Consider the following 26,358-nt stretch of genomic DNA (forward strand, 5'->3'; position numbering starts at 1 on the left):
TTTCAAGGAACACTTTGTTTTCGTTGTCATCGCTTGTCGCGGTGACAGCTTATTTATGTTAACATAACTGTTTTGTTCTGTCAACATGTTTTTTTTGGTAGAATTTACCCGCCGTTTTGGCGACTCACTTATAATAACACTATTCGACATTTATGTCAAATGGTAAAATTAGAAATAAAAAAGTAATTAGGAGAAGGTATTATCCTTCTCCTATCATAGCATCCATCCTTATAGCTGCGCTTTACTTATGATAATCCTCAACAACCTCATTTTCAAACAAACTAATCAGATAGCACTTATGATAGGCAACTTTTCATGAACCTCTGGAGAAAGAAAAATACACTACCCTTCTGACTTGAAACACTTTGCAATAACCGGAACGAAACTCCCTGTACCTTTTGCAATATCAAAGTCGCTATAAGGATGGTGCCTAATTAAATATTATCACGAAACAGCAATTAATGCAATAGTCTAACTATTGGAAATTTGCAGAAATAAAAAAAAGAACTATTGAACGAGTCAATAGTTCTTTTTGTGGCGGAGTGGCAGGGATTTGAACCCTGGCGGGGCTTACACCCCCTAACGATTTAGCAAACCGTCCTCTTCAGCCGCTTGAGTACCACTCCAAAATTACTATTCATACTTTTTGTGTCTCATAAGCCGGGTTCTGTTTCTAAAGCAACATCTGTCTCAGTATTGGAATACTGCTCTTTCTAAGTTCAGTTCCTTCGAAAGAGTTCCCCTACCATAATTTGGGTTTCAGGCTTGTGGGGTTTACCGTTTGCACTGGCCCGTCGCCGGACCATATCGTTTCTGTGGCACCTTCGGGTTATTCTCGACTACGAGAGCCAATTTCACCGCCGTGAAAGTACTGCTGTACTCCCCTGTGAGTTATTAGCTCACACACAATCACTACAAGCATTTCAGCCTGTGCCTGCCCGGACTTTCCTCAACGATTTCAAAGAATCGCCGCGTTGCCTCGAACACAAAAAGTATAAAGATAGTATTTTGTTTTGATAGATAATATCTCTATCGAGAATAATAGTATATCGCAAAAATAGTTTTAGGTCAACTTGTATATATTACCATAATACAGGAGTACAAGTAAACGATCCTGCGATATAAAATAATACCAGACCATTATAACCTACTGAATCTAAATTAGCAAATCTATACTAGCGAGTTTATCGAATCGGTCAAACCGGCAAATGAACAATAAATGAACTGCCCTCGCCTGGAATGCTTTTTACCTTGATCACTCCGCCATGGGCATCAACGATCCACTTTGCAATTGCTAAACCAATCCCGGAGCTTTCTTCTTCATGTGCCCGTACCTTATCGACTCGATAAAAGCGATTAAATATTGAACCTATATGCTCAGCAGAAATACCGACTCCTGTATCCTCGACTATTATACTAATATTGTTTCTTGGCCCTTCCAGATACCCGACACGAACATTTACTGTTCCACCAGGCAGTGTATATTTTAATGCATTATCAATTAAAATTAACAGCAGTTGGCCAATTCGTTCACGATCAGCAAAAATAAAATTACTTTGCGTATTATCAAAGCTCAACTGTAAATTCAATCCTTTTTCGTCAGCAAGCAGTTGAACGGATCGAACAACTTGCTTTGTAACCGTATTTAAATCAAATTTTTCCTTAACGATATTATTAACGCCTGCATCAGCCCGTGCCAGTGTTAATAAATCACCTACCAGCTTTGACATTCTTTTGACTTCGCTTTTCATGTCATCCAGTACCTGCATCGAAAAGGTTGAAAGTCGGTTATTATCATCAGTCCGAACCACATCTACCGAAGTAAGAAGAATGCTTAACGGAGTACGAAGTTCATGAGAAGCATCTGCCACAAATTCACGCTGCCGCATAAAAGACTGCCTAATCGGTACAATGGCGCGGCCTGCTAGTAAATGTCCAATAACCGCTGCAGCAAGAATAAACAAGATAGCAACGATAACCAGAACAATCAGCAGACTTTTCAGCAATTGATAATAAGTAGTAATATCTTCACCGACAAAAACCCGGCCCAGAACCTCTTGGCCATCATATACGGTCATGCTGCATATCATAATAACAGCCCGTTCATCATTATCAAGATAGAATTTCTGCATCTTCCCTTCGCCATCAGCTGCTTTCCAGTTTTGCATAATTGCCAGCACCTTTGGGCGTAGTTTCTCAGCAGGTTCTTCACTGTACACTAAGTGTCCGGTAGTATCAAATACATACGAAAAGATTTTTTCCCCATCATTTGAATCTTCCACTAACGCTGGGTCAAGATTATTTCGCAGTGTGCTAATATGAGCTCGTGCTTCTTGATCGGCAAAAGACTGTATATCCTGCTGTTCTTCACGATGAAGAACCCAAATAATCCCTGAATAACTCACAACAATAAAGGACAACAGAAAAACCGTCATAACAGTAAGGTACAGCAGCGTTAATCGGTTACGGATTTGCGAGAACATGATGCGCCTCCAGTTTATAACCGATTCCTCGCACACTTTGAATTTCTACTTCATCTGTGAGGTTGATCTTCTTACGAAGTAAGCGGATATATGCATCAAGATTATTGGATGAAACGCATGCATCTAACCCCCAAATTCGATCCAGAATAACATCACGCGGAACGACATGTCCACTGTTTTGCATAAGTAAATCCAACACCTGATACTCTCTCACGGTTAATTGTATTTCAGTACCACACTGATGCAGCGTATGAGTTGTACGATTTAAAAGCAAGCTGCCGAGCTGCAGAACATCTTCCTTAATTTTTATATTGCTGCGCCGCGATAACGCCCGCACTCTTGCCAGCAGTTCATCAAACTCAAAAGGCTTAACAAGATAATCATCCGCCCCTGTGTCCAGTCCTAGTACACGATCATTAACATCATCTTTTGCCGTGAGCATTAATATGGCCCCTTGATAACCTTGCTTACGTAAGCTTTCACAGACCGCAAGTCCTGTTTCGCCCGGCATCATCCAATCCAGAATAATAACATCATACGGATCATGGACGGCATAATCAATAGCGGTGTCACCACGTGTAACCCAGTCAACCTGTAATGCCGCTTTCTCCAGCAAATGCTTAAGCAACCGGCCCAGCTTCGTATCATCTTCAGCAAGTAATACTCTCATATTTAATCTCCTTCAACTTCCACTCTAGTAGATCTATTGGAAAACAGTTAACCACATTAAAATAGTTAAGCAGTATACTCAGAGAGTAGGCATTCTGTTTCCTTGTCCGGAACTCCTCTTGCCCACTACCGAAAAGCAGTAAAGTAGTCTATCGTAGTATTTCCCCAGAAATAGATAGTATCATATTGCAGCATATTTCCCAGCAACACAACTACTCCATTATAGCGAGTAAATATGAAATTAACATGAAAAGCCGGGTAAAGCTTATTTAAAATAAAAAAGCATCACAGATTAATCTGTGATGCTTCTTACCTTTGGCGACCCCGGCAGGATTCGAACCTGCGACCTTTTGATTCGTAGTCGTACAAGGGCTCCACATTACGCTTCAAAACGCCACGGATATGGAAAGTCGTTATATTTCGTCACGGACCGTTACGGAACTTTTCAGCGGCAATGTTGTACAATTGTTGTATGTTAGTCATAGCTAACATCATAAGTTCTACCAAAACTTATATAAGTAAGAACTGCCCGAATCGCAATAACATTATTTTATAAGACTTGCAAAGTCCCGTAATGGTCCTCTATAAAAATACATTCTTATAATCTGTGATACCCGTCACATTTTGGCGGGTCTTATTTTTTAACCTAAACGCCCAGAATGAGCCATATCACATTTTCATATTACGCATCAAACCATAACCACCAGATACATCCACAAGCTATACGAACACCTTTTAATTCACTATCTGATGGTCTTCTAGATATAGATTATCCGCAATCATAAAAGCATTACAATAATGAATACGGTTCATATCTGCATTCTTTCTTCTACTTAATAAAATCACTTTTCTGCTTTCACTCGATATTAAGTAGATGTTATACCCAAATAATATATTTAAAACTGGATTAATGTAGATCATGTCGTTCTTTATATATAAATATCCTATTAAAATTACAAGAAATATAACCACCGCAATATTTTTTGCATTGGAGAAATCTAGCCCTAGAAGAGGTATTACGTAGATGAAAAGATAGTTCGTAACAGCGTCGTGATTGTCTATCTTTACATCATCAATGCGAAGAGGATACGTATTAAATTGTTTTACCTTTTGGAGTATCTGCCACGTAAAGTATGAAAACAAACAAATTACCCCAGCCGCCAGCACTGCAGGCTTCCAACAGGGATAATTCTCTATAGCAATCACAATTAATAGTGGTGAATATGAAAGTCCAAATAAGACTATCTTACTAAAAAGACTTAACACGCTCCTCTCCTCCTTCGCTATATTCTAATAATACAAACAAAAGAACATAGGCTTTGTATCATATTGGCTTTTTCTTCAAAGATTCATATCGTCGTCCGTCTAAGGCTGCTAATACAAAATCATTGGAAAGTAATTTTAATATCTCCGGCAAATTAGTTTCATCTTCATAAATTAACTTGTTATCCCGAAAGGTAATATTTAAATCATATTCATCAATTATGTCCGGGATCCGCTCCATATTATCCAAAAATGTCTGCAATCCGTTCTCTTTCATAATTTTCGTGAACTTTTTAGCAATTTTATTTTTATCAACACAGGATGCTTTAAATAATTCGAACCCTTCAATAAGATCCTGATTCTCCAATTCATCCAATGCACTTTCCAGTACACTATGATAACAGTCTGTATAACTAAAAAATGATTCAAAATAATATCGATTCAATACATATATATAACCATCAAATAGAATTGCATCTGCCCTCTCATCAATGGAGATTACATTATCTTCAAATTTCGTGAGTGCACCTTCATGAAAATACATATTCCACTTTGTTCCCCGAAGAACCTTAGTATACGAATACTTTTTAAAAATAGAAATTGATTGACCACTATCACCTGTCATTGTTAGGCAATATCCAATCGTTTTTGAGGGACTCACTTGGTCAAAATTCAACATTTGTGTACTGCCAGCTTGCATGGCCTCTAACATGGGAGTAAGACATGGGATCTCTACAGAATTTATAGTTTCGACAGTATCTTCAGCATAGCAGAGAGGATCGAAGTCCACTATTTCCTTTCCCGTCAAAACAGTACTGAGATAATCAAGACAAGCATTGCCCAATTCCGCATTTAACCTAGTATTAATTAGCGGAGTATAGCTTTTGAATACCGGTTGCCCGCCTGATGATCTTTTTTCCAGAAAGTATAAATTAATCCTCGTCAAATTATTTTTTATCATATTTATTGCTGTGATGACTTCATTAATGTTCGGCACTTCGACACCTCATTTCACTCTATTACTGCACTTATTCGTTAATCTCACGATCTTTCTTGTAACATATATACAAAAACGCCTGCTTTTGCAAAGATCATCCAGCATTATGGTATTTAATGAAATTCACAACTTAACAAGAAAACAAAACTTCTTTTTTTAATGCATCTATGGAAATTTACCCTCCAGCCACTTTTTCATTTCACCAGCCCCGCTAATCCCTGCCTCAAGCATAATTCTTGCAATATCCCTGGCCGCTATAACAAGGACAGGATGTCCATCCTCGACTATTTCTTTATAGGCTTGGGCTGCTATATATGAAGTAGTTATTACTATGCCGAAATGCCTATAACGCAACCGGGATATTAACCTGGAAGTATACCTTACCCCGACACTATTATTGATTGCATAACATTTTGCCTCTACTGCAAAATCAATTTTTATAGAATTGCCGGCGCCCCCTATATTATACTTCCCGATAATATCCCGCCCGCCATCTACAGATTTCCGTGTTATCTCTGTAATCTCAAAACGCTTGTCCATCAGCTGGATAATCTCAGCGGCGCACAGCTCAAAATCATGCGGCCGGCTTTGAAAATGCTCATATATTGTTTTTATAATTTCCTTTTCTACGCTTGTAGAAGGAACCTGTTCCGCCTCTGATCGGTATCCTACCGTTCTAGGGCTTTTAAGCGTCCGGTAAACACCACCTTCAGACCATGATTTCCATACTGCAGGACAGTTCCTGCTTAACGGGTTACCTGCCTGAATATCATTAATCCATGCCCGTGGTATAACCGGTACATCCAGAATAGATAACACCGCTTTATAGTTTTGAAACCGGCTACTACCGGAAGTTCTCCATAAGGCAACAAGATCCTCAGCTGTTCCCATTCCTTCAGCTCCCGGTACCGCCAATCCGCGGAATACCACATCATGGCCCTCAATGCCTCTCGAGAACACGAACACGGGTGGAATCAACCGCCGCTCAGCAGTCTGGGCATGGAGCCGGTTGTAAATAGTCTCAAGAAGTTTATTCCCCTTTTTAGAACCGGCATCATGGCCGGGGGACTTATTATCACCGTAGTAAACAAACAGCCCGGTATGGGGATCCAGTAAATCGGGCCAGTCCGGGTCATTATCCGTAGTAAAGAGCACAACAAGCTTATAATCCGGTCCTTTTCCCAGGAACCGGAAGCCTCCGGCATTCCCGCATCCCAACAGTTTACTCAGAACATCATCCCGTAAGTTTCCTGACTTCCCGCCTTTATATACTGCATCAATTACCAGATCTGCAGACCGTAAGTCTTCAAATGCAACATGTCCTTTAGGTTTCACTATTTCCACCCTTATTGCAGTTCCTTCCTTCATTGATAAATGCTTCAAGCCGTTGCCTGATTTCCTCCGGCTTTTTTTCAATTTCACACTCCCAAAGGGTCAATACCCTCCACCCGAGCTCTTCTAGCTGGCCGATGTTCCGTTTATCCCGGGCGACATTATTCTCTAACTTCTCACGCCACTTGCCTGTTCCTGTTTTAGGTACCGTACCGTCCCGGCACCCCTCATGCAAATGCCAGAAGCACCCATGAACAAAAATAACCGCCCTGTATTTCGGCAGGATAATGTCAGGACGTCCAGGCAAGTCTTTCCGGTGTATCCTGAAACGGTACCCCATCCTATGCAATAAAGATCTTACAGCCTTCTCCGGTTTCGTATCCTTCGATTTAATTTTAGCCATAACTTCGCTACGCTTTTCCCTGCTCCAGATATCCATAAACATCATCCCGCTTACAGAGTCTTAAAATTCAAGCTTTCGCTGTTGGCATCCCTGTATCTTCATTTGCACTGGCCTCGGCCAGCATACAGTTAAAAATTTTCTCCAGAACATCCGCAATCACTTCATCATCAGCATGTGCTTCCTGTTTATATTCCAGTACATGTAATAATTCCTTCGCCACATTTACCAGATTCAATCCCTTTTGTTTGACTTTGACGCCTCTTAAAGGTATTTGCTCATCTTCGAATACTCCCAGTTGCTCACCGATTGCCCGGCCGATTGCCCACCCAAGATGCGGTGGAACAGCATTTCCAATCTGCCTTAGTTGCACGCTCTGCGCACCTGAAAACCGGTAATCATCCCTGAAGGACTGTAAGCGGGCCGCTTCCCTTACGGTTATCCACCGGTGAATAGAAGGATGGATAAACTCTTTTAAGTCCTTCCCCATATGAGCCTGCAAGGTATGGGAGTAACTCGAACGGTTGAGACGGCGCCAGGCGTTCTGCCTGCCAGCACTAGCCGCAGTACTGCCTTCCGGAATCATCTGTACCTTATTCAACCGCCCTTCAGACATACCCTTCGTATGATGATCGAAAACCATACAGGATCTTTTCCGCATTACACGCTGATACGAATTTTGCGGCGCGGTCTGATACTGAACGCAATAATCATCATTTTGATTTTGCCCGTTTTCCTCCTGAACAGCCCAGATCCGCTGTTCAAGCGCGATACCCCTGCCCGGCGGCAAATCCGACAAGGCTTCACCAACAGTAATGATACGCCCGGGGGCAAATTCCCGCCGTAACCCTTCGGGCATACAAGCCGCAGGAACCTGTATGCCGGTTTCTGCCATTCCCCCGGCTAAATCTTTCCTGATACCAAAAAAGATAACGCGCGGCCGGTCTTGCGGAACACCAAAATCTATCGAGTTAAGTACGTCATACGCAATCACATAGCCGAGCCGGTCAAAAATCATTTCTAATATGGCCGGGATCCTTCTCCCGGCAAACGACAGTATACCTTTGACGTTTTCTGCAATAAACGCCTTAGGCCGTACAATACTGATCATCCTGACAAAATGAAAAAAAAGACGGTTCCTTGGATCATCCAATGCCCTGGAACCTATATGGGAAAATCCCTGGCAAGGCGGTCCCCCTGCGATTAAATCCACTTCTGTCAGTGCCTTGCCCCGAGATTGCATGAGTGCCTGGCTCAATTCCTGACGCCCTATATTTTCAATATCAGCCACAAGTACGGCTGTCCTGCGCCGTCTGGTCATGCTTTGATTCAATTCATAACTCCGGGCTGCAAAAGGATCCTTTTCAACAGCAACTGCAACGTCCCATCCTGCCATATGCAGGCCTTCACTCAAGCCGCCCGCACCGGCAAAAAAATCAATTGCCACAGGTCTTTCTTTCATTTCATCCCTCCCTTCCGGCCCCCACAGATTTTTCTACCGGATCACATATTCTTATATACATTGAACCGCATAACGTCCCGTTAAGGACCGCGGTGTAAGAAGCCAGCACCTCTGGCTTGCAGGCTATAATCCTCTCATTCATATTTTCGAGGAAGGCCCGGGCATTGTCAAGAAAATGCAGGCACCCCGGTTGCACTACAGATTCCGGATATTAGAGTCACCTGTTTCTAGCCAGCCACATATGACGTTCTCCTGGACGCCTGAGCAAATTAAACGTGTCCATATACTCCACTTCCCCGCCTGCCGCTGCAGTAGCTTCAGCCAGTATCCCTTCCGGGTTACAGGTATCCCATAAAGGATGCACAATAATAACCTTTCTTCTCCGCCCTACTGTAAACCCCGGTAGCTGGCCGAAAGTTGCTGGTTGGCAATTAAAAGAGGAAGTAAATTTATTTCTCAAGGCTATTGCTATTTCCGGCCATTGCCGTAATTCAGGAAAGTCAAAGCAGCCATTCAAACCAACCACATGAGAACTATCGGCGAGAACCCGGATATAAGACACCGCCAGCCTCCAGTCCAGTAAGCCATGATAAGGCATATTCCGGTATACCTTGAGGCAGTCATAACATGATGAATCGCACTTGCCGTGCTCCAGGTCAAGAATCTTCCCCGCGTACGAATCAGGCAGTGGATTGCACGTCCCTCTCAATATGCCGGCAAAGTTTTCTGCCATATATCTTACAAAACCAGCTCCATTAGGGAGACGGTCACTAAAAATCATATCGGCAACTCCTGACCCGGAAGGAGCCCGTTCCTCTACTGTAATGTTGGCTATTTCGATTTCATCAGGATCAATATCCAGTTCACCGGCCAAAACCCGGCGCAGCAGGAATGCCGCTGAATAAACCGCTCCCCGGACACCTCCGTCCGAGTGACCAGGATGTAGATTAAGTCCCGGAGATACCAGATCAGGTTGTACATGCAGCACTTCCGTCACCTTGCCTGCCCCCAGCGCGATTTTTTCCGTTTCAGCCCCCCTGCGTGGAGTTGCATAACGCGTATCAATCCATTGATTTTCTAGTCTGGGGCCCTCCCCTGGAGGCGGTGTAGTCTGTTGGACACCTTCGAATAACATTCCACCATTATCGTTGACACGCCAGATCTTGCCGTCTACAGAAAGATGTATCCGGGCATTCGACCCTACGAGATGTTCAGTCTGCATAATGGGTGATGACTCGACAAGCAGAGAAGGAAAACCAGCGCTGATCTCGGCATCATCCCGGGCATCACTGCCCCGTGTTAAATCCGTCCTGAAAGCCCGGGGCGTAGCAACTATATATTTGCTAACTCTTTGTCCTCCTGCTCCGGCGGCATACCCGCACTCCGGGCATACTTCCTCCTCCGGTTCCTGTTCCAGCGTAGAAGTCTTACCGCATGAAGGGCAGCGTAACATCCACCGGCGGTAAGGAAGGGGGTCGTCTGCAGGAACCCATTTCTTTCTTCCCGGATTCCATATTAAAGGACCGGTAAAGCCAATAGCAGTATGAACCGCCTTATCCTTTGTCTTTTGCGACCCAGGGGCAAACTCGGAAATTGCCAGCTCCAGATCACGGTCTATAGTCGACTCCTGGTCACTATTCAAATAGTGATAGAGCAACCGGGTCCTGGTTGGCATACCGTACATGGGTAGCACCGCACCTTCAGCCAGCCTCTCAGCCAATCCTTTTCCTGCCAGTTCCGCTGCATCCACTGCTTTCTGGATACGGGCCGGTAATCCGTCAGTTGCATCTGATAACCACTGCAACATACTCTCATCCCGTCTTCCCAGTACAGCAAGAATAACTTCCTCCTGCTCCCCGGTCCGGGTAGTCAGCCAGCGAACGACAGCCTCCCGGTTTTCAGCCCATCCAGGCCCTTCCCCGTCAGAAACCACAACCCCAAATTCACCATGAGTGTCAGGCGGCACAGGACCATGCCACCACTGTAAGCCAGCGGCCAGAAAGGCGCGCCGCAAGCATTCCTTGGCAATCATCCTCTTTTGAATCCGCTCCTGTCCCATTGTCAGAAAGGGAACAGGCGGGGGATCTCCTGTGATCTTTTCGGGGAAGGAGAAATAAAACTCATCATGGCTCCGGCCGCGGCACAAGGTAAGCACAGAGGCAAATGCCTGTTTACGTCTGCCTGCACGGCCGACCCGCTGCTGATAATTAAAACGCATTGGTGGCATATTAGCCAGTTGCACAGCCTGCAAGCTGCCGATATCCACCCCGACCTCCATTGTAGTGGTAACACTCAAGGCATCAATCTCGTCAACATTAGAATGATATTGTCGGCTTTGACCTGTCTGATTAGTTATAATCCCGCGGAAATGCCGCTGCCTCTCCCCCTGATCATCCGACTGAGCGGAAAGTTCCTCGCAATGTAGACGCAGTGGCAGCCGCGCCGCGGCAACCGGTTTGGCAATATAGTTTGCCGGCCATACAGAACCGCAATTTGTATCCTCGTTTCGATTCAATAATCCGCAACAGCCAGTACAAACTCCCGCAGAAAAGTGCAAGTGATGACGGTGACAGCGTGGACATGTCCAGACAGGATCCTGTCCAACACTTACACGGACATGCAGGTTACGGGTAACCAGCTTTCCATTATAATGACCGCAATCTCCAAAGATCCTAAAAATTGCTTCGCCCAGACTGTCCTCATTAATATGAAGATGAGCAGCTACTGCACGGACATATTTTTTTAAGGAAGCCGGCATCATAGGATAAGCCAGATAGTCCTGCATATCATTATCATATTCTGATGGAATATAGCGGTAAGTATCTCCCAGTTTACGGACAAAAGAATCGCAAACTTGCCTGAAACTCTCAGGGGCAACACTAATCTCCCCTGCCCGGGCAGCTATTATTTCATCTTTAACATTAAGCACAGGCCATCCCAGACCTGATGACTCCAGCCCGAAATAGAGACGCCCAAAGAATAAATCGGCAATTGCCTCCCGCAGTGCCTTTATAATCCGGTCCTTTGCTTCCTGGGCATCCGTAGGCAAGTCTTCCCGCCAGTCCTGCTTTTTAAAGTCAAATAGAGCTGTCCAGTGATGCTCCCGGCCATCCCATATAAATGTTTGAACATCCAGATCATTGCCGGCAGGATTTACTCCTAGCGACAGAAAGCGCTGAACCAGCCTGCCGCAAGTACTGCTATCCGGCATTATGCCTGCCAGTGGAACTAGCCGTTCCCTGCCTGTCCGCCTGATAGCCTGCAGCAACTGAACCGCTTCATCCCGGCCCCGCCTGAGCATTTTTGCCTGCGCGTTACTTACGTTATCCGGCACAGGATTTCTTTCCAAATCCAGGGCCTCCCTCAGCATAGCTTCCCGTTCAGGATTCCTGTTTGCAAACTCCTGCGCATACCGTCCCCGTACTGGCTGGTTATCCCCGATATTTTCCAGCAATTCCGGTTCCCCTAGAACCTGTGCCTGTAATTCATGCAGGACAATTTCCCTTACCAGTTCACTATAATGATTCCGCTCAACGCCATTAGCAATCTGTGCCGCATCCTCCCGGCTATCCGAAAAAATAACCAGTTTAGCCTTTCCGGGCAGTTGATAAAACAACTCCTTGGTAAACACCTGGCTCACCTTTGCAAAACCTGTACGGAACCCGCGTACAGGGGACTTCCGTTTACGTTTGGTGTGATCAGCCGCACACGCCGGGCATACCGAGGGCAAGGAACGGTGTTTTTTCCGTAACTCCGTATCATTTTCATCTATCTCAAATAAAAGTCCTTTGACCCAATGCTCTGGATTCTGCACGGCCTGTTCATGAGTGCATTCAACTTTCCCCGTCAAACTGCTTAAGCTGGCCTCCACCCACCGGGCGGGAGAATCCGGCTTCCACTGCCCGGTATTCTGGCGGACAGCATTAACTACCGGTTGCCTCCACCTTATATTGTCAGCAGAGGGTTGTTCGCCCATTGGCCAGAAAACTGCATATTCATTGTACCGGCGCCGCTCGGCAAAGCGGGCTGCCTGTTTATCCGGAATTCCTTCAATATCCGGTTCTGTCGTTAGTAATTCGAGTGTTCCATCTGACAGTTCCAGCCGGCTTCCTCCAAGGAAAACTGTACCGCAATGCTCGCAGTAAAGCATCTCCAGAACTCTGGAATCTGAATCTTCATCAACGATCCTGGAAGAAGGGTATAATTTCCCTACAGGCCTTTCCTGTCCAGGACGGATAGATGCCCACAACCCTTCAATATTCCGGAAGAAATAATGCAACCGGAATGAAGGAAGCGAAGTCTCTATGCCTGCTTCATCATACATCCCCCGGACAATTAGCAAGCCTCTCGCAGCCTTCCTCCAGTCATCGGTTGGACCAAAAATTTGTCCGGCAAACTCTTTCAAAGAGACTGCACGGGTTTTATCATCTTTACGGCAAGCCTCCAGTAAGCGTTCCGCTGCATATAGACCTTCACTATTTAACAGCTTCAATAATTCAACTCTAGGAGCTTCTTGAGGAATGCTCCCGCCAAGCTGCTGTATCGCATAGTCATAAACCCGGTCCGGAATATCGGGATAGTGGCCGGCAATCTGGACAAACGGATCCGGAGGCAGAAACCGGCTGCCGTTTACTGCACGGACAGGAGCCGGATATCCCGGTATGATTTCAAAATCATTCTGCCCAAAAAAATCCTGTAGAAATTGATGGCTTTTTTCATCATCCGGTTCAAGCGAAGCACTGGATGCCAGAATCCGTAACTGCGGATGGCCTGGTTCTAGTCCGAGCCGCAGCAGCAACAGCCGTAGCAAATAAGCGACTTCCGCCCCGGAAGTACCACGGTATAAATGCAACTCATCCACAACCAGGTGGAATACCCGTTCCCTTTTTGCCGTTTCCCGCTGATTTACCGGCAATTCTTCAGCATTCAACCATGCCCTGGTTTTCTCAAAAATCCCCTTGTCTTCATCCCTCATCAGCATAATACCCAGCATGGAAAAGTTGGTAATGAGTATATCCGGTGGAGCCTCCTGCATATCCCAGCGCGACCGCATCTCGCCACCATCCAGTCGCGGGAAAAAGGTAACAGCTTCCTCTTTATCCGGATTATCCTTCGCGTATTGCAAGGCTACTGCTGCGGTCTCATCCATCAGCGCCAGTTTCTTTGCCAGTTTGTCTATCTTATTTTCATCAGGTGTAAGGCCATCTGCTCCTGTTTCATGACCAGGGACAGGTGTCTCCCCGTTATATCTCCCCAGATAGATCCGGTTCCCGTTGGCATTTGCAGCAAGCCATTCCCGGGCGTCATCGGAATCCAGGGCTTTTCTCAAACGGGTCAGCTGGTCCTCAACCAGCGCATTCATAGGATATACCAGTAAGGCCCGTACAGCTGCCGGGCGGGTTTCATGCCTCCGCTGGGAAACACGGTAGCTTGTTGTCAACCGGTTACCTGTATGGCAGGAATCAATCCATTCCCGGCTCTTCCACCAGTCATCAAGACGGGCCGGTGCCGGCCCGGGCGCAGTCCAGCATTTAACCTCCCTGGCTAGTTGCGCAAATAAAGGCATCAGAAAAGACTCCGTTTTACCCGCCCCGGTTCCGGCCGTAATGACGCAATTCCGGCCGGCAACCGCCTTTTGCAGCATTTCGAGCTGATGATAATGCAGGGCAAAATCTCCGATTAAACCGCACCCGCATAATTCCTTGAATACCTGCAGTGCCTCCCGGGTAATCCCCGGTACATCATCCAGAGTCAGGTTCTCAATTTTCTTATTGCTGCTCAAGTAGCGGGGAAGTGGTTCAATGTACGGCTCCCGGCTCAAAACCCTGTCGGTATGCAATAATTTCTCCCGCTCTTCTTCAATAGAAGGATAGCGGGTCCCGAAGGCAGTTTTTACATAAAGTATGAAATTATCCCGTATTGTATCAAATGAACCCACCGGATCAATCATTGAATTGCCCCCTCCTCGCTAACTGTAAAATTATAGGATCTCAGTCCCTGGCCGGTTTTCGCGGCAATCAGGGCCGCAATCTCCTCTGGTACCCCTGGATAGACATCCACCGGCATACCTTCCGGTACTGCCGCAACACATACCGGAAGAATAAGTGTCCGGGCAGCTGCTCCTGAACAAAAAGCGGCAGCCCTGGCTAATAATCCTGGCAATGGCGTGTATGCGGGAACTCCCAGTAATTGATGCTTACGGTCATAAAGCAGCACAGAGGCATTGCTGTATTTTAAAGCCAGGAAGCGTCCCCATTCCCGGTCGGCGATCAGACTGCGGCCTTCCCGGCTCCATATATAAATTTTCTGCTGACTTACCGGATTGGTAAATTCTATAAGACCGCCTTCCCGCGGATTATTTTTTTTAAAGCATAAATGCTCTACGGAAAATACCCGGCAAACCCAGTTAATATCGCTATCTACCGGAATATTCAAGCTAGACTCGTATTCGTTCACACCGGCGGAAGCATGCAGCAGCTTCCATGAAACCGGTATATCACATAAGTACTCAGCACCAATTACACCACACGCTTTAGCTAATAATTCCGGATTCAAGACTGAGATTCTTACTGTATCCGGCATCGGTATGTTCTCACACATACAGGGCTGGATATACATATCCATTTCCTGCCTATTGTCCAACTGAAAACGGGCTAAGCGGGTAATCATCTCTTCAGACCTTGCCCCGGTCAGAACTGCCGAAAAAGCTCCCCTGCCCGGCAACAAAGCCAGCGCCGGCTTATTGCAATACACTTTCCGCCCCGTATAATCAAATTCACAGTAACCAAGCTCCTGCAGGAAACGGGCAATTTGAGCACGTCTTATCCCGATTTCATTCTCTTTGCAGAGATTTCCATACAAGTAATCAAAAGACTTATTAAAATCGCCGAAAGAAATGCTGCCTCTTGTTGTCAGAATATCAAGCAGTCGACTCATAATCTTCGCGCCCCCTCCTTGTAATGCCGCCATAGCACTGTAGCCAGATCGAATCTGGGAGGAGAGACATTCAGATAAGTAAATGCTTTTTTCCACTTCTTCCATTCGTGCAATTCACGCCGGAAAACAGGTGAATGACTAATTTCCTGCACTGCCCCGATATAATAAGCCTGCCATTTATCACGCTTTACCCTAGCTATAGCCCAGACCGGCTGCCACTCAAAGGGAATACTCCTGCCAGGCCATTCAGCGATTTGACCGGGAACGGTCCCGAGAAATTTTATCCGGTGTGACAAGTATGTCGGCAATCCAGGCGTATAAGCAGGAAATTCCTGTACAATACCGCCCCGGACATCTGCTCCAGACACAGTACAATAGTTGTCATCAACCTCCATCTTTTTGCCGTAACGGTCCCGCTTAAAACTTGTATAATCCGGGGCTATAGAAGGCTCCTCAAGTTGAAACGATGTTTTTATCACTGCATCCCCAGCAATAACTTCCACTTGTACGGGCTGTCCTGACGGCATCCCCGGTGGCAGGACCCATGTCCCTGACTCAGTACGACCCGCTTTTTGTCCCGAGACAGTAACTTCATAATCACCACTAATACCCTCTACCACAACCTCAGGAGGGGCAAATGCAAAAAATTTATTCCCCCGCCCTGTTCTTAATCCGCCTGAAAATGTTACAGAGTGCATGGACGGCAATTGCAGGACATCTATTACAGGATGGGACTCCCGTATATTCGTTAATTCATAAAGCCGCCATCCTTCCGGCAATCCATCATCCACGGAAAGAGACCGGAACACTTCACAGCTTTCAGTTCCCCACAAACTGATATCATCTGCATGAGAAGCACTACATGCCAGAAGATACTTGCCATTGTTGTCTATACGGTTAGTTTCTATCCACCGGGGAAGCTTCTCCCGTATTCCTTCCATGAATACCCGGACCGAACTCCCTTTTAGCTGGACTTTCCAGTTTCCCTCCTCGTCTGAGAACGCCTCCCCGTGTAACCAATTCAATTGACTTGCATCAAGCAGGCGTTTATCAGCCACCGAGGAAAACTCCGTTGTCCATGACTGAATGGAATTATTACACTTCCAGAAAGATTTATCCCGGAGGCGGATAAAAAGCATTTCTTCTTCCGGTAAATCCCTGTTGGTTTTAAACCGTACAGTGGTTTTAACAATCCAGGAAACGGGATCATAATGGAGGCCTATACGCAGTGCTCCATAAACCCGCCCACCTGAATTTTCCGTACCGGAGCCAACAGTTCCCGTACTACCGTCCCATTCACTGAGATCCGCAAGAACATACTCAATCAATGAGTCTTTTAAATGATGCATGCCGTCCTCCTGCTTTTGCAGGATACGTCTGGTTCTTGCATGCAAAAGGCCCGGCTCAGCCAGCATCCGTCTGCCCAGCAAAAGCCCGGAAGGCGGTGATGTGGGATCAAAGCCGCTCGATGCGTAAAAAGAGGGTAAGCTTGACTTCTCCTCTGCAGTCAGAAGGGTTTGCGACAAGGGTAGCCCTACATGGATCCATCTTCCTCTGACCCGGGCAGTAAACCTTCCCAGTGTTTCCATCATATCCGACTTGCTCCAGACCTCAAGATCCTCCCACAACTGATACATCCTGTTAAAGGATGCCGGAGACCCGGAATTTACCGGCAAGCCCAGTAATTTGTTAAGCCTGGGGTAATAGGCATTGACGGAATAGTCCCCGTCCTGGCCAGCCGCCAGGACAAAAAAAACCAGATAGCCAATGTATTGTGGCCGCCCCCAACTATCCCGCCAATCTTTAAATTTCCTGTACGCATTCTGACATACGCTATTCCAGCCTGTTCCCTGTGTTCCGTCGGTTACAGCCCGGATAAAATCATCAACATCCGCTCCATGCCGGGCACCCAGCCTGTTAATTAATGGTCTGTCTGCAAAAAGTACAACCTCTTTACCTGCTGCATCAGGATTGAAAAAATAATCTCTCAAGCAGGTATTCCATTGTTGATAATCCACCGCCAGCCCTTCTTTACTATGAATTTTCACAACGTTGCTCAAAAAACTTCACATTAAAAAATCAATCCAGTAACTGGCTATAACTTATATGTCAAGAATCCTCAGTCACCGGTTCCCGAATCACTTTTATATAGGAATAACACACGATTCTGCCAGAAATATTATAATTTTCTTTAATTCGCTAATTAAAAAAGGAAATCCTATAATAAAATGTGATAATATGTAATTTTTTCTCCTTTGTTAATTTGCAGAATGAGCAAACAAAAAAAGCCGCCAGCATTCACCGGCAGCCTCCCTGCAAAAACTGAACAACCATCCCCAGCGTCATTACCCCGCCGACCAGCACCACCATCCAGAACACAGACAGCAGCAAGCTGTGATCGGCACAGTACCGGACACTCGCCTGGTCCTTCCGGTCCAGTGCGTTCCAGTAGCAAACCCACAGTGCGACCTCTACCCGCCACCCTCTTACGATCTCGTCCCACATACCGCTGCACCTCCACTCGTCAGCAGCGGCTCTCCCGCCGCCCTCACCTCGGAGCGGCACACCGTGTCACCCGGAGGGGCGCAGCGAAAGCGGAGCAGGCGCAGCCTTGACCGGTGTGATACCATGAGAAGAGCGGCGGCGGGACGGCCTAGTACCGTTTTTTCCTGAATACGGTCCTTGCCGCACCTAAAGCCCCAATTCCTTCATCCGGGATGAAGCCGTAACAGGTCACCCGTTCCTGGTAGTATTTCAGCGCAGCCGGTGTCAGTTGCATCCATATCCATTCAGAGCCGTCAGGGCTGGTCACCAGACGGCCCCATAACCCTTTGCCACGTTTTATCTTCTTTCTGACCTGTTCAATGGCCAGCATGACTGTCTTCTCCCGCGTCTATCCGCCGGGCCTTAATGAACAGACCGCCATTGCTTTCGGTTACTTCGATCTTTGCCCCGCTTGAAAAACCAAGCTCCTGGAGCCATTTACCCTGCAGCCGGATAAGCGGCCGCCTGTCTTTCCCCTGATTGAGGTATGTATAGTAGACAGTCAGAATGCGTGAACGTTCCCTTTCACCGGACAAATCTATACCCCCTATCGCAAGCTACAGCAAGATCCTTCTGCTTGGCCGGCCCTGCTATTGCTTTTTATAGGGGGAAATTAAAAAGCGCATGCGAGGTTTTTACCCTACACATGCGCTTTGCTTCGTCGTTTGCTAAAGCCCAACCCAATAAACCGGAATCCGGTAGTCAACAGAAAAGCAGTTAGTAAAATATGTACGCGAACACTTGCCTTTCCGTTGATGGGATCAGGAATAGGCTGAGTCATCTGCTGCGTGAAGTCGCACAGCCTGCTCCCCACATCCCACTATACCCGCGCCTCGCTTGTTTTCAAACGGTTGGCATTGTATAATAGAAATGTCGGCGTGGACAGCTCGCTGTTACGTGTAGGTAGTGTGTTTACCTGCGCGGGCCTGGAAGTGTTCCAGCACTTTCAGGTCACGGCGACTCTTTAATTTCCACCTATTTCTAATTATAGCCCTTTCTGAGTGAATTGCAAGTAAAGCAGGACAAGTGAATCAGGATTTTTTATTGACTGATTGCATATTTTACAATCTATGGGTATAATATAAGAAAAGGACTGACGTGCTCGACACACGCCAGCCCGACAGACTGTCTAACCGAACGGTTAGCCCGGATTACGTTATTGAGAAATAACCGCAAACCATGGCGTGGGAGCGGTTATTTCTGTTTTATGATGAGCACAACAAGTGTTGCGAATGCGACCATTAAGTACATTGCCTCAAATGTTGACACCATACCACCCCCTTCCTGGAAGGAAGTGGCCAACCGTTCCCCGACAGCCTGTTACGCTTATTATAGCATAATCTTCCAGGCTGAAAAGAGAAAATTCTATGAATTGCTTTCACACTGCCGCCTTTCAAACGAAGGCGGCTTTTTATTTTCCCGCCGCGCAGTTCGCGGTTCCCTCGCTGCCGGCAGGCCCGTCCTTTCCCCCTCCCGTTTATTCGGTCGGGAGGGGATCAAGGGGTGGGTCCCCTGGAGCGGAGCCGGGCCGTCTGGTGCCGCCGCCGTCCTCTTGCCTCCCGGCTAGTGAAGGGGCCTGCCGTGGCCGCGTACCCCCCAATTGATTTGGCCGCTCCTTAGCGGGGGGTTTGGGGGGTAGTCCTTCCCGCAGGGCGCCCGGAGTCCTCCCTTCCCCTCGAATTTCAATTGCGGCCCACAGCTTGGACGGCAACGCCATTCAGGAGGGATGGGGGGCTCGGGGGGAAGGGAGGACGGAGAGTGGACACATGTTTTTCGTGTCCACGGGGCGGGACGGGCGCGGCCACGGCAGGACACGAACGGCTTGCCCGCCACCCGGCCAGGCGAGTGGCATCAGGTGGCCCGGCGTAGCGGTTGGTTGCTTTGTTTTTCCGTTCCCGGCGGTCGGCAGGGCGCCCGGCTGGGTCGGCCGGTGGTGTTCCGGCCGGTCCGGCCGGAGTGGCCTGCCGAGGCCCTGCGCAGCGTGCAGGGCCAGCCGACGTTCCCCGCAGTCCGGGCGCGAGTGACAAGGAGTGCTCCGGTCTGCAGCCCCCTGCCCGGCTCGCTATGCCTCCCGGCAGGCTGCGGCTCTAAGCGCCAGCGGTGGCCGGACGGGAGCGGATGAGGAGAGTGCAGCGCCAGCGGAACGCCGCAAGGAGCGGACGGCCGGACATAGAGCGGCAGCCGTCTTTTTGCCACTGAGCGGAGCAGCCCGAGGACGGCAGGCGGAAGAACGCGCCAGCGTCTGCAGCGCCGCCCGCAGGGATGCGGAGCGGTCCTCGGCCTTAACACAAAACAGCTGCACACCCACCACCGGGCGTGCAGCTGTTTTCTTACCGGGTCATCCTCTGAATCAGCAGGATCAGCCCCAGCATATCGAGGATGGTTTGCAGCCGGTTAGCATGCTCTTTTTCAAAGCTGTCCGGCAATGCCTCCAGCACGGCATTTACCGTAGCCAGCCAGTCCTCCGCTTTCATACCGGCTGTCCCTGTCCGGTCTTAGCCGGGCCCTTCCCGCCTGCGTCCTCGCGGATGCAGTTCTCGCCTTCCGCCTCCACCGCCTCGATCCGTTCGGCATCCGCCGGCGGCGGGCCGTACACCGTCTTAATCATGACTTTTCGTGCCCTCCATCCTTTCGACATAGTAACACATCTTATTGATTGCACCCGTCAGCTCAGTCAGGCGCTTTTCCAGCCTGACCAGCAGGAAAAAGGCCACTACCATAGGGAAACCATATGTTGCCGTCAGGCGGGCCAGTTCTTCCATTGTGTGCGGCCTCCCTTTTGCTAAGCCAGTTCGGTGATTGCCAGCTGGCGGATCTGCGCTTCCACCACCGACACCAGATCACCGCTGGTTGTAGTGAAAATATTTTTTGCAATGATGTTCTCCATCACCGTCTGCACCTCGGCCAGCGCCAGGCCCTCCTTCGGGTCCTTCACCGCCACCGTCACTTCCTTGCCGCCTTCCGTTTTGAACACCATTTCCAGCGTTCTTGTGGTCGTATCAGCCACAACGTACCTCCTCCTTTCCTTTACCCTGTCCGGGCGTTACATATTGACCAGCACCGACGTATTGACCCTGGCGATATCCGTCACCGGATACAGCTGCAGGCTGACCAGCCCCAGCGCCACATCGTACAGGTCCTGATCGGCGGCTGCCGCCTTGCAGGCATAGTTGCGGGTCGCGTAGACGGGGCTGCCGGTGCCCGAAACGCCCTTTTGCAGCTTGAGCGCCAGCGTCGTGCCCTGGGGAATGTTTGTCACAGCCATTCTTACGCCTCCTTTCTTCCCACGCAAAAGGCACACCCCGGAGAGGTGTGCCCTTTACGCCTGGAACGGATGTATGACAAGCGCGGTTAGTGCCGCGCCGATCACCGTCGTTCGCCCGTTCCAGGAGCGCATAATTCATTTTGTAATTATTATATATACAAAACGGATTATTGTAAAGAAAAAATCTTTCGCTATCTCCGGTCGGCAAAATACGCCTGCAATCCCTCGGCCAGCGCCACGGCGGCCGCCAGCTGTCCGGCATACCCGGTTAACAGCTGCCGCTCCCCAGCATGGGAGAGAAAGGCCACCTCCACCAGCACCGCCGGGCAGTCCGTCTCCCGGAGCACCTGAAAGTTAGCGGCCTTCACGCCCCGGTCGGCCGTCCCCAGTTCCGCCACCAGATAGGCCTGCAGGCAAAGGGCCAGCCGCCTGCCCGTCACGCTGCCCGGATAATGGTACACCTCCGTGCCGTGAGCGGCGGTACTCGCTGCGCTATTGGCATGGATGCTGACAAACACATCCGCCCCGGCAGCATTAGCCACTCCAGCCCGGAAGGTCAAGTCATCGGTGGCAATATCCCCCGTCCGGGTCAGGCCTATGTCATGCCCAGCCTCCTCCAGCTGCCCGGCCAGCAGCCGGGCAATCGCTAGTACCACATCACACTCTTTTACGCCGCCCGCGCAGGCTCCCGGTTCCACCGGCCCCGAATGACCGGGATCAATGATAATCTTCATTCCCCTCTCCTCCCAACGCTAATTCGAACAAACGTTTCCCGGCCTGTCCAGAAACTCCACATCCCGGACCACTACCTCCGTCACCTTCCGGCGCTGACCATCACCGCCCTCCAGCTGCCGGGTGTGCAGCCGCCCTTCAATCGCGGCCCGCCGTCCACCCTGGCCCAGCTCGCCGATCAGCTCGGCCACCGTATCCCAGGCCACGCAGTCAATGACTTCCTGCTCCTCCCGCAGCCTGGTTTTATAGGCTACCGTCAGTGAAAACGAGCAGACCGCCTTGCCGTTTAGTGTGTAGCGCATATCCAGTTCGGGCGACAGCCTGCCCACCAAAAAGACCTTGTTCATGCCTCCCTCTCCCTCGTTGTCCACATAGTCACAGCCCCTACTACTATTATTGGTTTACGTTTATTAAAAAGTTTATGTTTATATAATGTAACCGGGTTGCCAACCATAATGGTTGACAAACACCTTTTGCCAACCCACTTGCCAACCACTATGGTTGGCAAAAAGGCTTTACCAAAGCCAGCCGCGGCTTATCCACAGGGTTATCAACAGATTTATCCACAATCTTGCCGACAAACGTCTGCAGCTCATACGACGGCGCCGATCGGCCGGGACGGGGCGTATGAATGAGCAGCCCGGCTGCCACCAGCTCCGCCCTGGCCCGCGACAGCGTCGTATAGCTGTAGCCCAAAAAGCCTAAGAGCGTGCTGCCGGCCACCGTCAGGCGGGGCGGCCAGCCGGCCCGGTTGAACAAATGCATCAGCACGCTCCACAGCGCCTGGGCCTCACTCGACAGCGGCCGCGTTAACAGAGCCGCATAAAAATGATTGAGCTCGACAATATAATTCATGGCCCCGCCCACTTCCACCGGTCATACTGGGCAGCCCCGCTCCGGTGCCGCGGGCTCACGGCAGAATGCGCTTCAGCCCGGCCATGGCCACTCCCGTCTTGGCACTGGTCCGCCGCCGCAGCCACTCATTGGCGGCCTCCACATGAATGATAAACCGGTTCCCTTCCTTGGATGCCGGAAAATCCGGCAGATAGCAAAACTCCCGCACCCGGTTCTGACCGATGCCGGTCATCGCCGCAAACTCCTTCACCGTTACCACCAGCTTACCTGTACTCATACAGATCCCTCCCATTATTGATTTGCAATTTTTATATTGCATTATGTCATAATTATAGGGCAATATTTTCCTTTTTACAATACATTTAACACTTTTATATTTACAATTCGCAATATACGCTTTACAATGTGGGTAACGGTTCTTTTTTAGTGTGTGCAAATAAACGTAAATGGTGTGTGATAACAATGGCTAATACCGAACTTGGGGCGCGCCTGCGGGCCGCCCGCGAACGCCTCTATATGTCCCAGGCCACCCTGGCCGAACTCATCGGGGCAGGCAATCAGTCCACCGTGGCCGGCTGGGAGCGGGGCCGCACCGAACCGGACGCGGAAACGCTCGCCCGTCTGGCCGTCATCTTAAAAGTCTCGACCGACCACCTGCTGGGCGTGGATGCCGGGGTCCTGTCCCTGCCGGCCGACGTGACCGGCCTGGCCAAAGACATTGCCGCCCTGCCACCCTCTGAACGGGCTGTTATCGAAAAGATCGTGGCCGCCTTAAAGGCCGAAGACAAAGACAAAGTTGTCCCTGGTTGACCGGTGGATCAGAAAGATCCTCTATCCCGGCGGCAAGCGCCGCAAATAAAAAAGGCGGCCCGGAGTGGCGGCCGCCTGTGCTGATCTGCATCATCAATAAGGTTACATTACGGAGGGATTTGTATGTTTGGCATCATTCATTATGAAATGTTCCTGGCTGCTTCCATCATCCTGAATATGACACCGGGGTCTGATACGATCTACGTGTTAAGCCGGAGCATTGCCCAGGGGCGCAGGACAGGGATGTACTCGGTGCTCGGCACCAGTGCCGGCTGCGTCATCCATACCGTACTGGCCGCCCTCGGCTTATCCGTTATTCTGGCACAATCGGCAGTGGTTTTTATGATGGTCAAAATAGCGGGCGCCGTCTACCTTGGCTATCTCGGCCTTACCATGCTGCTGGCGAAGGATACGCTGGCGGCTGCACCGGCGCAAGCGGCCATGTCGCCCAAAGATACCTTCTGGCAGGGCTTAATCATCGATGTCCTCAATCCCAAAGTAGCGCTGTTCTTTCTCTCGTTCCTGCCGCAGTTTATTGATCCACAGAACAGTTACGGGATCATCCCCTTTTTAATCTTAGGCTTAACCTTCATCGTCACCGGTGCCCTCTGGCTGCTGGGCGTAGTCTATTTTTCCGCCAAGGTCACCACGCTGCTGCGTGAAAAGACGAATGTGATGAACAAAGTTTGCGGCAGCATCTATCTCCTGTTGGGAGCCAAGCTGCTCGCTGCTGAAAAAAGCTAGGAAAACAAAGGATGGTGTGTGAACATGGCGCATGAGGCCAACCGCCTGCGTGCCTCCGGGACGCCGCCGTAGGGACAGGCCCTGACGGAACCCGGAGCAATCGCCAGCAAAGGAGGTGTGTGGATATGGAACAAACCCGCAGCGGCAGCTTCTGCCGCCGGCAGGACTGCCAGGAAACGGCCGGCACTTCCAGACATCAAGCCGCCGTTATCATGGCCTAGGCTGTGCCTGTAATTCATTGCTTACCGCATGCGGTGGCAGTGGGTTATACAACAACAGTTGCACAGCAGCCCTGCCACCGACATTACCAAAGGTGGTGTGTGCTCATGGCCAAACGGGCCAACGGCGAGGGAACCATTTGCCGCCACAGCAACGGCCTGTGGATGGCGGCCGTCACAATCGGACGGGACGCCGCAACCGGCAAATCCATTCGCAAATACTGCTACGGCAAAACCAAAGCAGAAGTCCAGCAGAAAAAAGATGCCCTGATCGAACAAAGCAGAGGACCGGTCTACATCGACGCCGACAAAGTCACCGTCGGCGAGTGGGTGGAAAAATGGCTGAACATCTATGCCAGGGCCAGCGTCCGGGAAAATACCTTTATGGGCTACCGCTCCATCGTCACCACTCACATCCTGCCCCATCTCGGTGCGATCAAGCTGCAGAAGCTCCGGGGCATCGACATCCAGTACATGATCAATTACATCCGGGACCATGGCGGCAGTCCGCGTCTGGCCGAACTGGCCTTCGCCATTCTGCGCATTGCCCTGAACAAAGCGTTTAACGAAGAGCTCCTGCACCGGCTGCCTTTCAAAAGCGTAACCCTGCCCAGGAAGCGGCGCACCGAATTCACACCGCTGACCACCCAGGAATGGGCACGCCTCTTCGCGGCCGCCAAAGCCGATCCCGAAATGTATACCGTCCTGTCCCTCGAATGGGCCACCGGCATCACCCGCTCCGAACTGCTGGGATTAAAGTGGATAGACTTTAATTTCAGCAACGACACCGTCAGTATCCAGCGGGCCGCCATTATCACCGACAAGGGACTGAAACTGGACGATACCAAAACCGACGCCCGCCGGCGGGTGCTGCCCCTGCCGGAAGTGACGATGCAGGAAATCCGGCTGCACCAGGAACGGCAGAACATCACGATCAAGTCCAGGGGCCGGACCTGGCAGAAAAACAACCTGGTCTTTCCCGACGACAACGGCAGAATCCAGGACCCGAAAAAATGGTCCCAGCGGTTCAAACTCACCGCCCAGGCGGCAGGGCTTACGCTTACCTTTCATAAACTGCGCCACGATCATGCCAGCCGCCTCTCGGCAAACGGCGCCAGCATTAAGGACGCCCAGTACCGTCTGGGCCACAGCACCACACAGATGCTGCTCAATGTCTATACTCACAGGATATCCGGCGGCCAGGAACAAATTGCCTCATGGCTCAATTCTTCTTTTCCGGCCGCTCCGAACAATCATGAAACACCACTTAATTAGCATGACAGAAAATGCAGTTACAGCCGCGTTGTTGTACGGTTGTTGTAAAACTGCTATGAAAACGACAAAAAAGGCTTTACGAAAGTATCGTAAAACCTTTGAGATATCTATGGCGACCCCGGCAGGATTCGAACCTGCGACCTTTTGATTCGTAGTCAAACGCTCTATCCAGCTGAGCTACGGAGTCATAAAGTTGAGAACTGGCAGGGGCAGAAGGACTTGAACCCTCAACCAACGGTTTTGGAGACCGCTACTCTACCAATTGAGCTATACCCCTATAATCAGCGACTCCCTATCCTCCCAGGCCGTTTCCAGCCAAGTACTTTCGGCGTATATGGGCTTAACTACCGTGTTCGGGATGGGAACGGGTGGA

General features: G+C 49.4%; 27 protein-coding genes, 3 tRNA genes, 1 rRNA gene and 1 other RNA gene. 3 read left to right on the forward strand and 29 right to left on the reverse strand.

Going from position 1 to position 26,358, the window contains the following annotated elements:
- Positions 1 to 535: 535 nt before the first annotated feature.
- The 26 genes from EV210_RS22045 to EV210_RS22165 form a co-directional block, all read right to left on the reverse strand.
- Positions 536 to 626 (reverse strand) — tRNA-Ser (locus tag EV210_RS22045).
- Positions 627 to 652: 26 nt separating this feature from the next.
- Positions 653 to 987, reverse strand: an RNA gene (gene rnpB / locus EV210_RS22050) — RNase P RNA component class B.
- A 209-nt stretch (positions 988 to 1,196) separates the two neighbouring features.
- Positions 1,197 to 2,483 (reverse strand): sensor histidine kinase, encoded by a 1,287-nt coding sequence (locus EV210_RS22055; protein WP_132083726.1) that lies wholly within the window; start codon positions 2,481 to 2,483, stop codon positions 1,197 to 1,199.
- Complete coding sequence (locus tag EV210_RS22060) at positions 2,464 to 3,153, reverse strand: response regulator transcription factor (protein WP_132083728.1); 690 nt, start codon at positions 3,151 to 3,153, stop codon at positions 2,464 to 2,466. The genes EV210_RS22055 and EV210_RS22060 overlap by 20 nt, the downstream gene beginning before the upstream one ends.
- A gap of 734 nt (positions 3,154 to 3,887) precedes the next feature.
- Positions 3,888 to 4,418, reverse strand: coding sequence for a hypothetical protein (locus tag EV210_RS22065; RefSeq protein ID WP_132083729.1), 531 nt, complete (start codon positions 4,416 to 4,418; stop codon positions 3,888 to 3,890).
- A gap of 58 nt (positions 4,419 to 4,476) precedes the next feature.
- Positions 4,477 to 5,412, reverse strand: a complete 936-nt coding sequence (locus EV210_RS22070) for a Kiwa anti-phage protein KwaB-like domain-containing protein (protein WP_132083731.1) — start codon at positions 5,410 to 5,412, stop codon at positions 4,477 to 4,479.
- Positions 5,413 to 5,577: 165 nt separating this feature from the next.
- A complete protein-coding gene (locus EV210_RS22075) occupies positions 5,578 to 6,747 on the reverse strand; it encodes a restriction endonuclease (protein WP_207900809.1) in 1,170 nt (389 codons plus the stop codon).
- Positions 6,737 to 7,183, reverse strand: a complete 447-nt coding sequence (locus EV210_RS22080) for a very short patch repair endonuclease (protein WP_132083735.1) — start codon at positions 7,181 to 7,183, stop codon at positions 6,737 to 6,739. The genes EV210_RS22075 and EV210_RS22080 overlap by 11 nt, the downstream gene beginning before the upstream one ends.
- A 31-nt stretch (positions 7,184 to 7,214) precedes the next feature.
- Positions 7,215 to 8,606: a DNA cytosine methyltransferase gene (locus EV210_RS22085; protein ID WP_132083737.1), complete on the reverse strand. Its 1,392-nt coding sequence runs from the start codon at positions 8,604 to 8,606 to the stop codon at positions 7,215 to 7,217.
- Between the two features lie 217 nt (positions 8,607 to 8,823).
- Entirely contained in the window at positions 8,824 to 14,556 is a 5,733-nt protein-coding gene (locus EV210_RS22090) for a DEAD/DEAH box helicase (protein ID WP_132083739.1), read from the reverse strand.
- Positions 14,553 to 15,542: a hypothetical protein gene (locus EV210_RS22095; protein WP_132083741.1), complete on the reverse strand. Its 990-nt coding sequence runs from the start codon at positions 15,540 to 15,542 to the stop codon at positions 14,553 to 14,555. The genes EV210_RS22090 and EV210_RS22095 overlap by 4 nt, the downstream gene beginning before the upstream one ends.
- On the reverse strand, positions 15,539 to 17,590 hold the full coding sequence (locus EV210_RS22100) for a hypothetical protein (protein WP_132083743.1): 2,052 nt from the start codon (positions 17,588 to 17,590) through the stop codon (positions 15,539 to 15,541). Before EV210_RS22100 ends, EV210_RS22095 begins: the two co-directional genes overlap by 4 nt.
- Positions 17,591 to 17,840: 250 nt before the next feature.
- Complete coding sequence (locus EV210_RS22105; protein ID WP_132083745.1) at positions 17,841 to 18,047, reverse strand: hypothetical protein; 207 nt, start codon at positions 18,045 to 18,047, stop codon at positions 17,841 to 17,843.
- Positions 18,048 to 18,195: 148 nt separating this feature from the next.
- Positions 18,196 to 18,417 carry a hypothetical protein gene (locus tag EV210_RS22110; RefSeq protein WP_132083747.1) on the reverse strand — a complete coding sequence of 74 codons (222 nt, stop codon included), beginning with the start codon at positions 18,415 to 18,417 and terminating at the stop codon, positions 18,196 to 18,198.
- Positions 18,404 to 18,622 (reverse strand): SymE family type I addiction module toxin, encoded by a 219-nt coding sequence (locus tag EV210_RS22115; RefSeq protein ID WP_132083749.1) that lies wholly within the window; start codon positions 18,620 to 18,622, stop codon positions 18,404 to 18,406. Before EV210_RS22115 ends, EV210_RS22110 begins: the two co-directional genes overlap by 14 nt.
- A gap of 658 nt (positions 18,623 to 19,280) precedes the next feature.
- A complete protein-coding gene (locus EV210_RS23400) occupies positions 19,281 to 19,358 on the reverse strand; it encodes a putative holin-like toxin (protein WP_341539063.1) in 78 nt (25 codons plus the stop codon).
- A 790-nt stretch (positions 19,359 to 20,148) separates the two neighbouring features.
- Positions 20,149 to 20,388 (reverse strand): hypothetical protein, encoded by a 240-nt coding sequence (locus EV210_RS22130; RefSeq protein WP_132083751.1) that lies wholly within the window; start codon positions 20,386 to 20,388, stop codon positions 20,149 to 20,151.
- A gap of 28 nt (positions 20,389 to 20,416) precedes the next feature.
- Positions 20,417 to 20,560 (reverse strand): hypothetical protein, encoded by a 144-nt coding sequence (locus EV210_RS22810; RefSeq protein WP_165898995.1) that lies wholly within the window; start codon positions 20,558 to 20,560, stop codon positions 20,417 to 20,419.
- Positions 20,557 to 20,694: a hypothetical protein gene (locus EV210_RS22815; RefSeq protein WP_165898996.1), complete on the reverse strand. Its 138-nt coding sequence runs from the start codon at positions 20,692 to 20,694 to the stop codon at positions 20,557 to 20,559. Before EV210_RS22815 ends, EV210_RS22810 begins: the two co-directional genes overlap by 4 nt.
- Complete coding sequence (locus EV210_RS22135) at positions 20,687 to 20,848, reverse strand: YvrJ family protein (RefSeq protein WP_094606770.1); 162 nt, start codon at positions 20,846 to 20,848, stop codon at positions 20,687 to 20,689. Before EV210_RS22135 ends, EV210_RS22815 begins: the two co-directional genes overlap by 8 nt.
- Before the next feature lie 20 nt (positions 20,849 to 20,868).
- Entirely contained in the window at positions 20,869 to 21,093 is a 225-nt protein-coding gene (locus tag EV210_RS22140; RefSeq protein WP_243650678.1) for a DUF2922 domain-containing protein, read from the reverse strand.
- Between the two features lie 36 nt (positions 21,094 to 21,129).
- Entirely contained in the window at positions 21,130 to 21,351 is a 222-nt protein-coding gene (locus EV210_RS22145; protein ID WP_132083753.1) for a DUF1659 domain-containing protein, read from the reverse strand.
- A 191-nt stretch (positions 21,352 to 21,542) separates the two neighbouring features.
- Entirely contained in the window at positions 21,543 to 22,085 is a 543-nt protein-coding gene (locus tag EV210_RS22150; protein WP_132083755.1) for an N-acetylmuramoyl-L-alanine amidase family protein, read from the reverse strand.
- An 18-nt stretch (positions 22,086 to 22,103) separates the two neighbouring features.
- On the reverse strand, positions 22,104 to 22,430 hold the full coding sequence (locus tag EV210_RS22155; RefSeq protein ID WP_132083757.1) for a single-stranded DNA-binding protein: 327 nt from the start codon (positions 22,428 to 22,430) through the stop codon (positions 22,104 to 22,106).
- A gap of 148 nt (positions 22,431 to 22,578) precedes the next feature.
- Positions 22,579 to 22,848, reverse strand: a complete 270-nt coding sequence (locus EV210_RS22160; RefSeq protein WP_132083759.1) for a hypothetical protein — start codon at positions 22,846 to 22,848, stop codon at positions 22,579 to 22,581.
- 145 nt (positions 22,849 to 22,993) lie between these two features.
- Positions 22,994 to 23,230: a helix-turn-helix domain-containing protein gene (locus EV210_RS22165; RefSeq protein ID WP_132083761.1), complete on the reverse strand. Its 237-nt coding sequence runs from the start codon at positions 23,228 to 23,230 to the stop codon at positions 22,994 to 22,996.
- A 170-nt stretch (positions 23,231 to 23,400) separates the two neighbouring features.
- Between EV210_RS22165 and EV210_RS22170 the strand changes: the two genes are divergently transcribed.
- The 3 genes from EV210_RS22170 to EV210_RS22180 all read left to right on the forward strand — a co-directional run bounded on the left by EV210_RS22170 (position 23,401) and on the right by EV210_RS22180 (position 25,985).
- Positions 23,401 to 23,748, forward strand: a complete 348-nt coding sequence (locus EV210_RS22170; RefSeq protein WP_132083763.1) for a helix-turn-helix domain-containing protein — start codon at positions 23,401 to 23,403, stop codon at positions 23,746 to 23,748.
- Between the two features lie 123 nt (positions 23,749 to 23,871).
- A complete protein-coding gene (locus EV210_RS22175; RefSeq protein WP_132083765.1) occupies positions 23,872 to 24,492 on the forward strand; it encodes a LysE family translocator in 621 nt (206 codons plus the stop codon).
- 326 nt (positions 24,493 to 24,818) lie between these two features.
- Positions 24,819 to 25,985, forward strand: a complete 1,167-nt coding sequence (locus EV210_RS22180; protein ID WP_132083767.1) for a tyrosine-type recombinase/integrase — start codon at positions 24,819 to 24,821, stop codon at positions 25,983 to 25,985.
- Positions 25,986 to 26,095: 110 nt separating this feature from the next.
- On the opposite strand, the gene EV210_RS22185 is transcribed toward EV210_RS22180, so the two are convergent.
- From EV210_RS22185 to rrf, 3 genes are all read right to left on the reverse strand, one after another.
- Positions 26,096 to 26,172, reverse strand: a tRNA-Arg gene (locus tag EV210_RS22185).
- 14 nt (positions 26,173 to 26,186) lie between these two features.
- Positions 26,187 to 26,262 (reverse strand) — tRNA-Trp (locus EV210_RS22190).
- A gap of 2 nt (positions 26,263 to 26,264) precedes the next feature.
- Positions 26,265 to 26,358: ribosomal RNA gene (rrf, locus tag EV210_RS22195) — 5S ribosomal RNA — on the reverse strand; the annotation flags it as partial.

It is taken from the genome of Anaerospora hongkongensis (assembly GCF_004339805.1).
GTDB classification, from domain to species: Bacteria; Bacillota; Negativicutes; order Sporomusales; family DSM-15969; genus Anaerospora; species Anaerospora hongkongensis.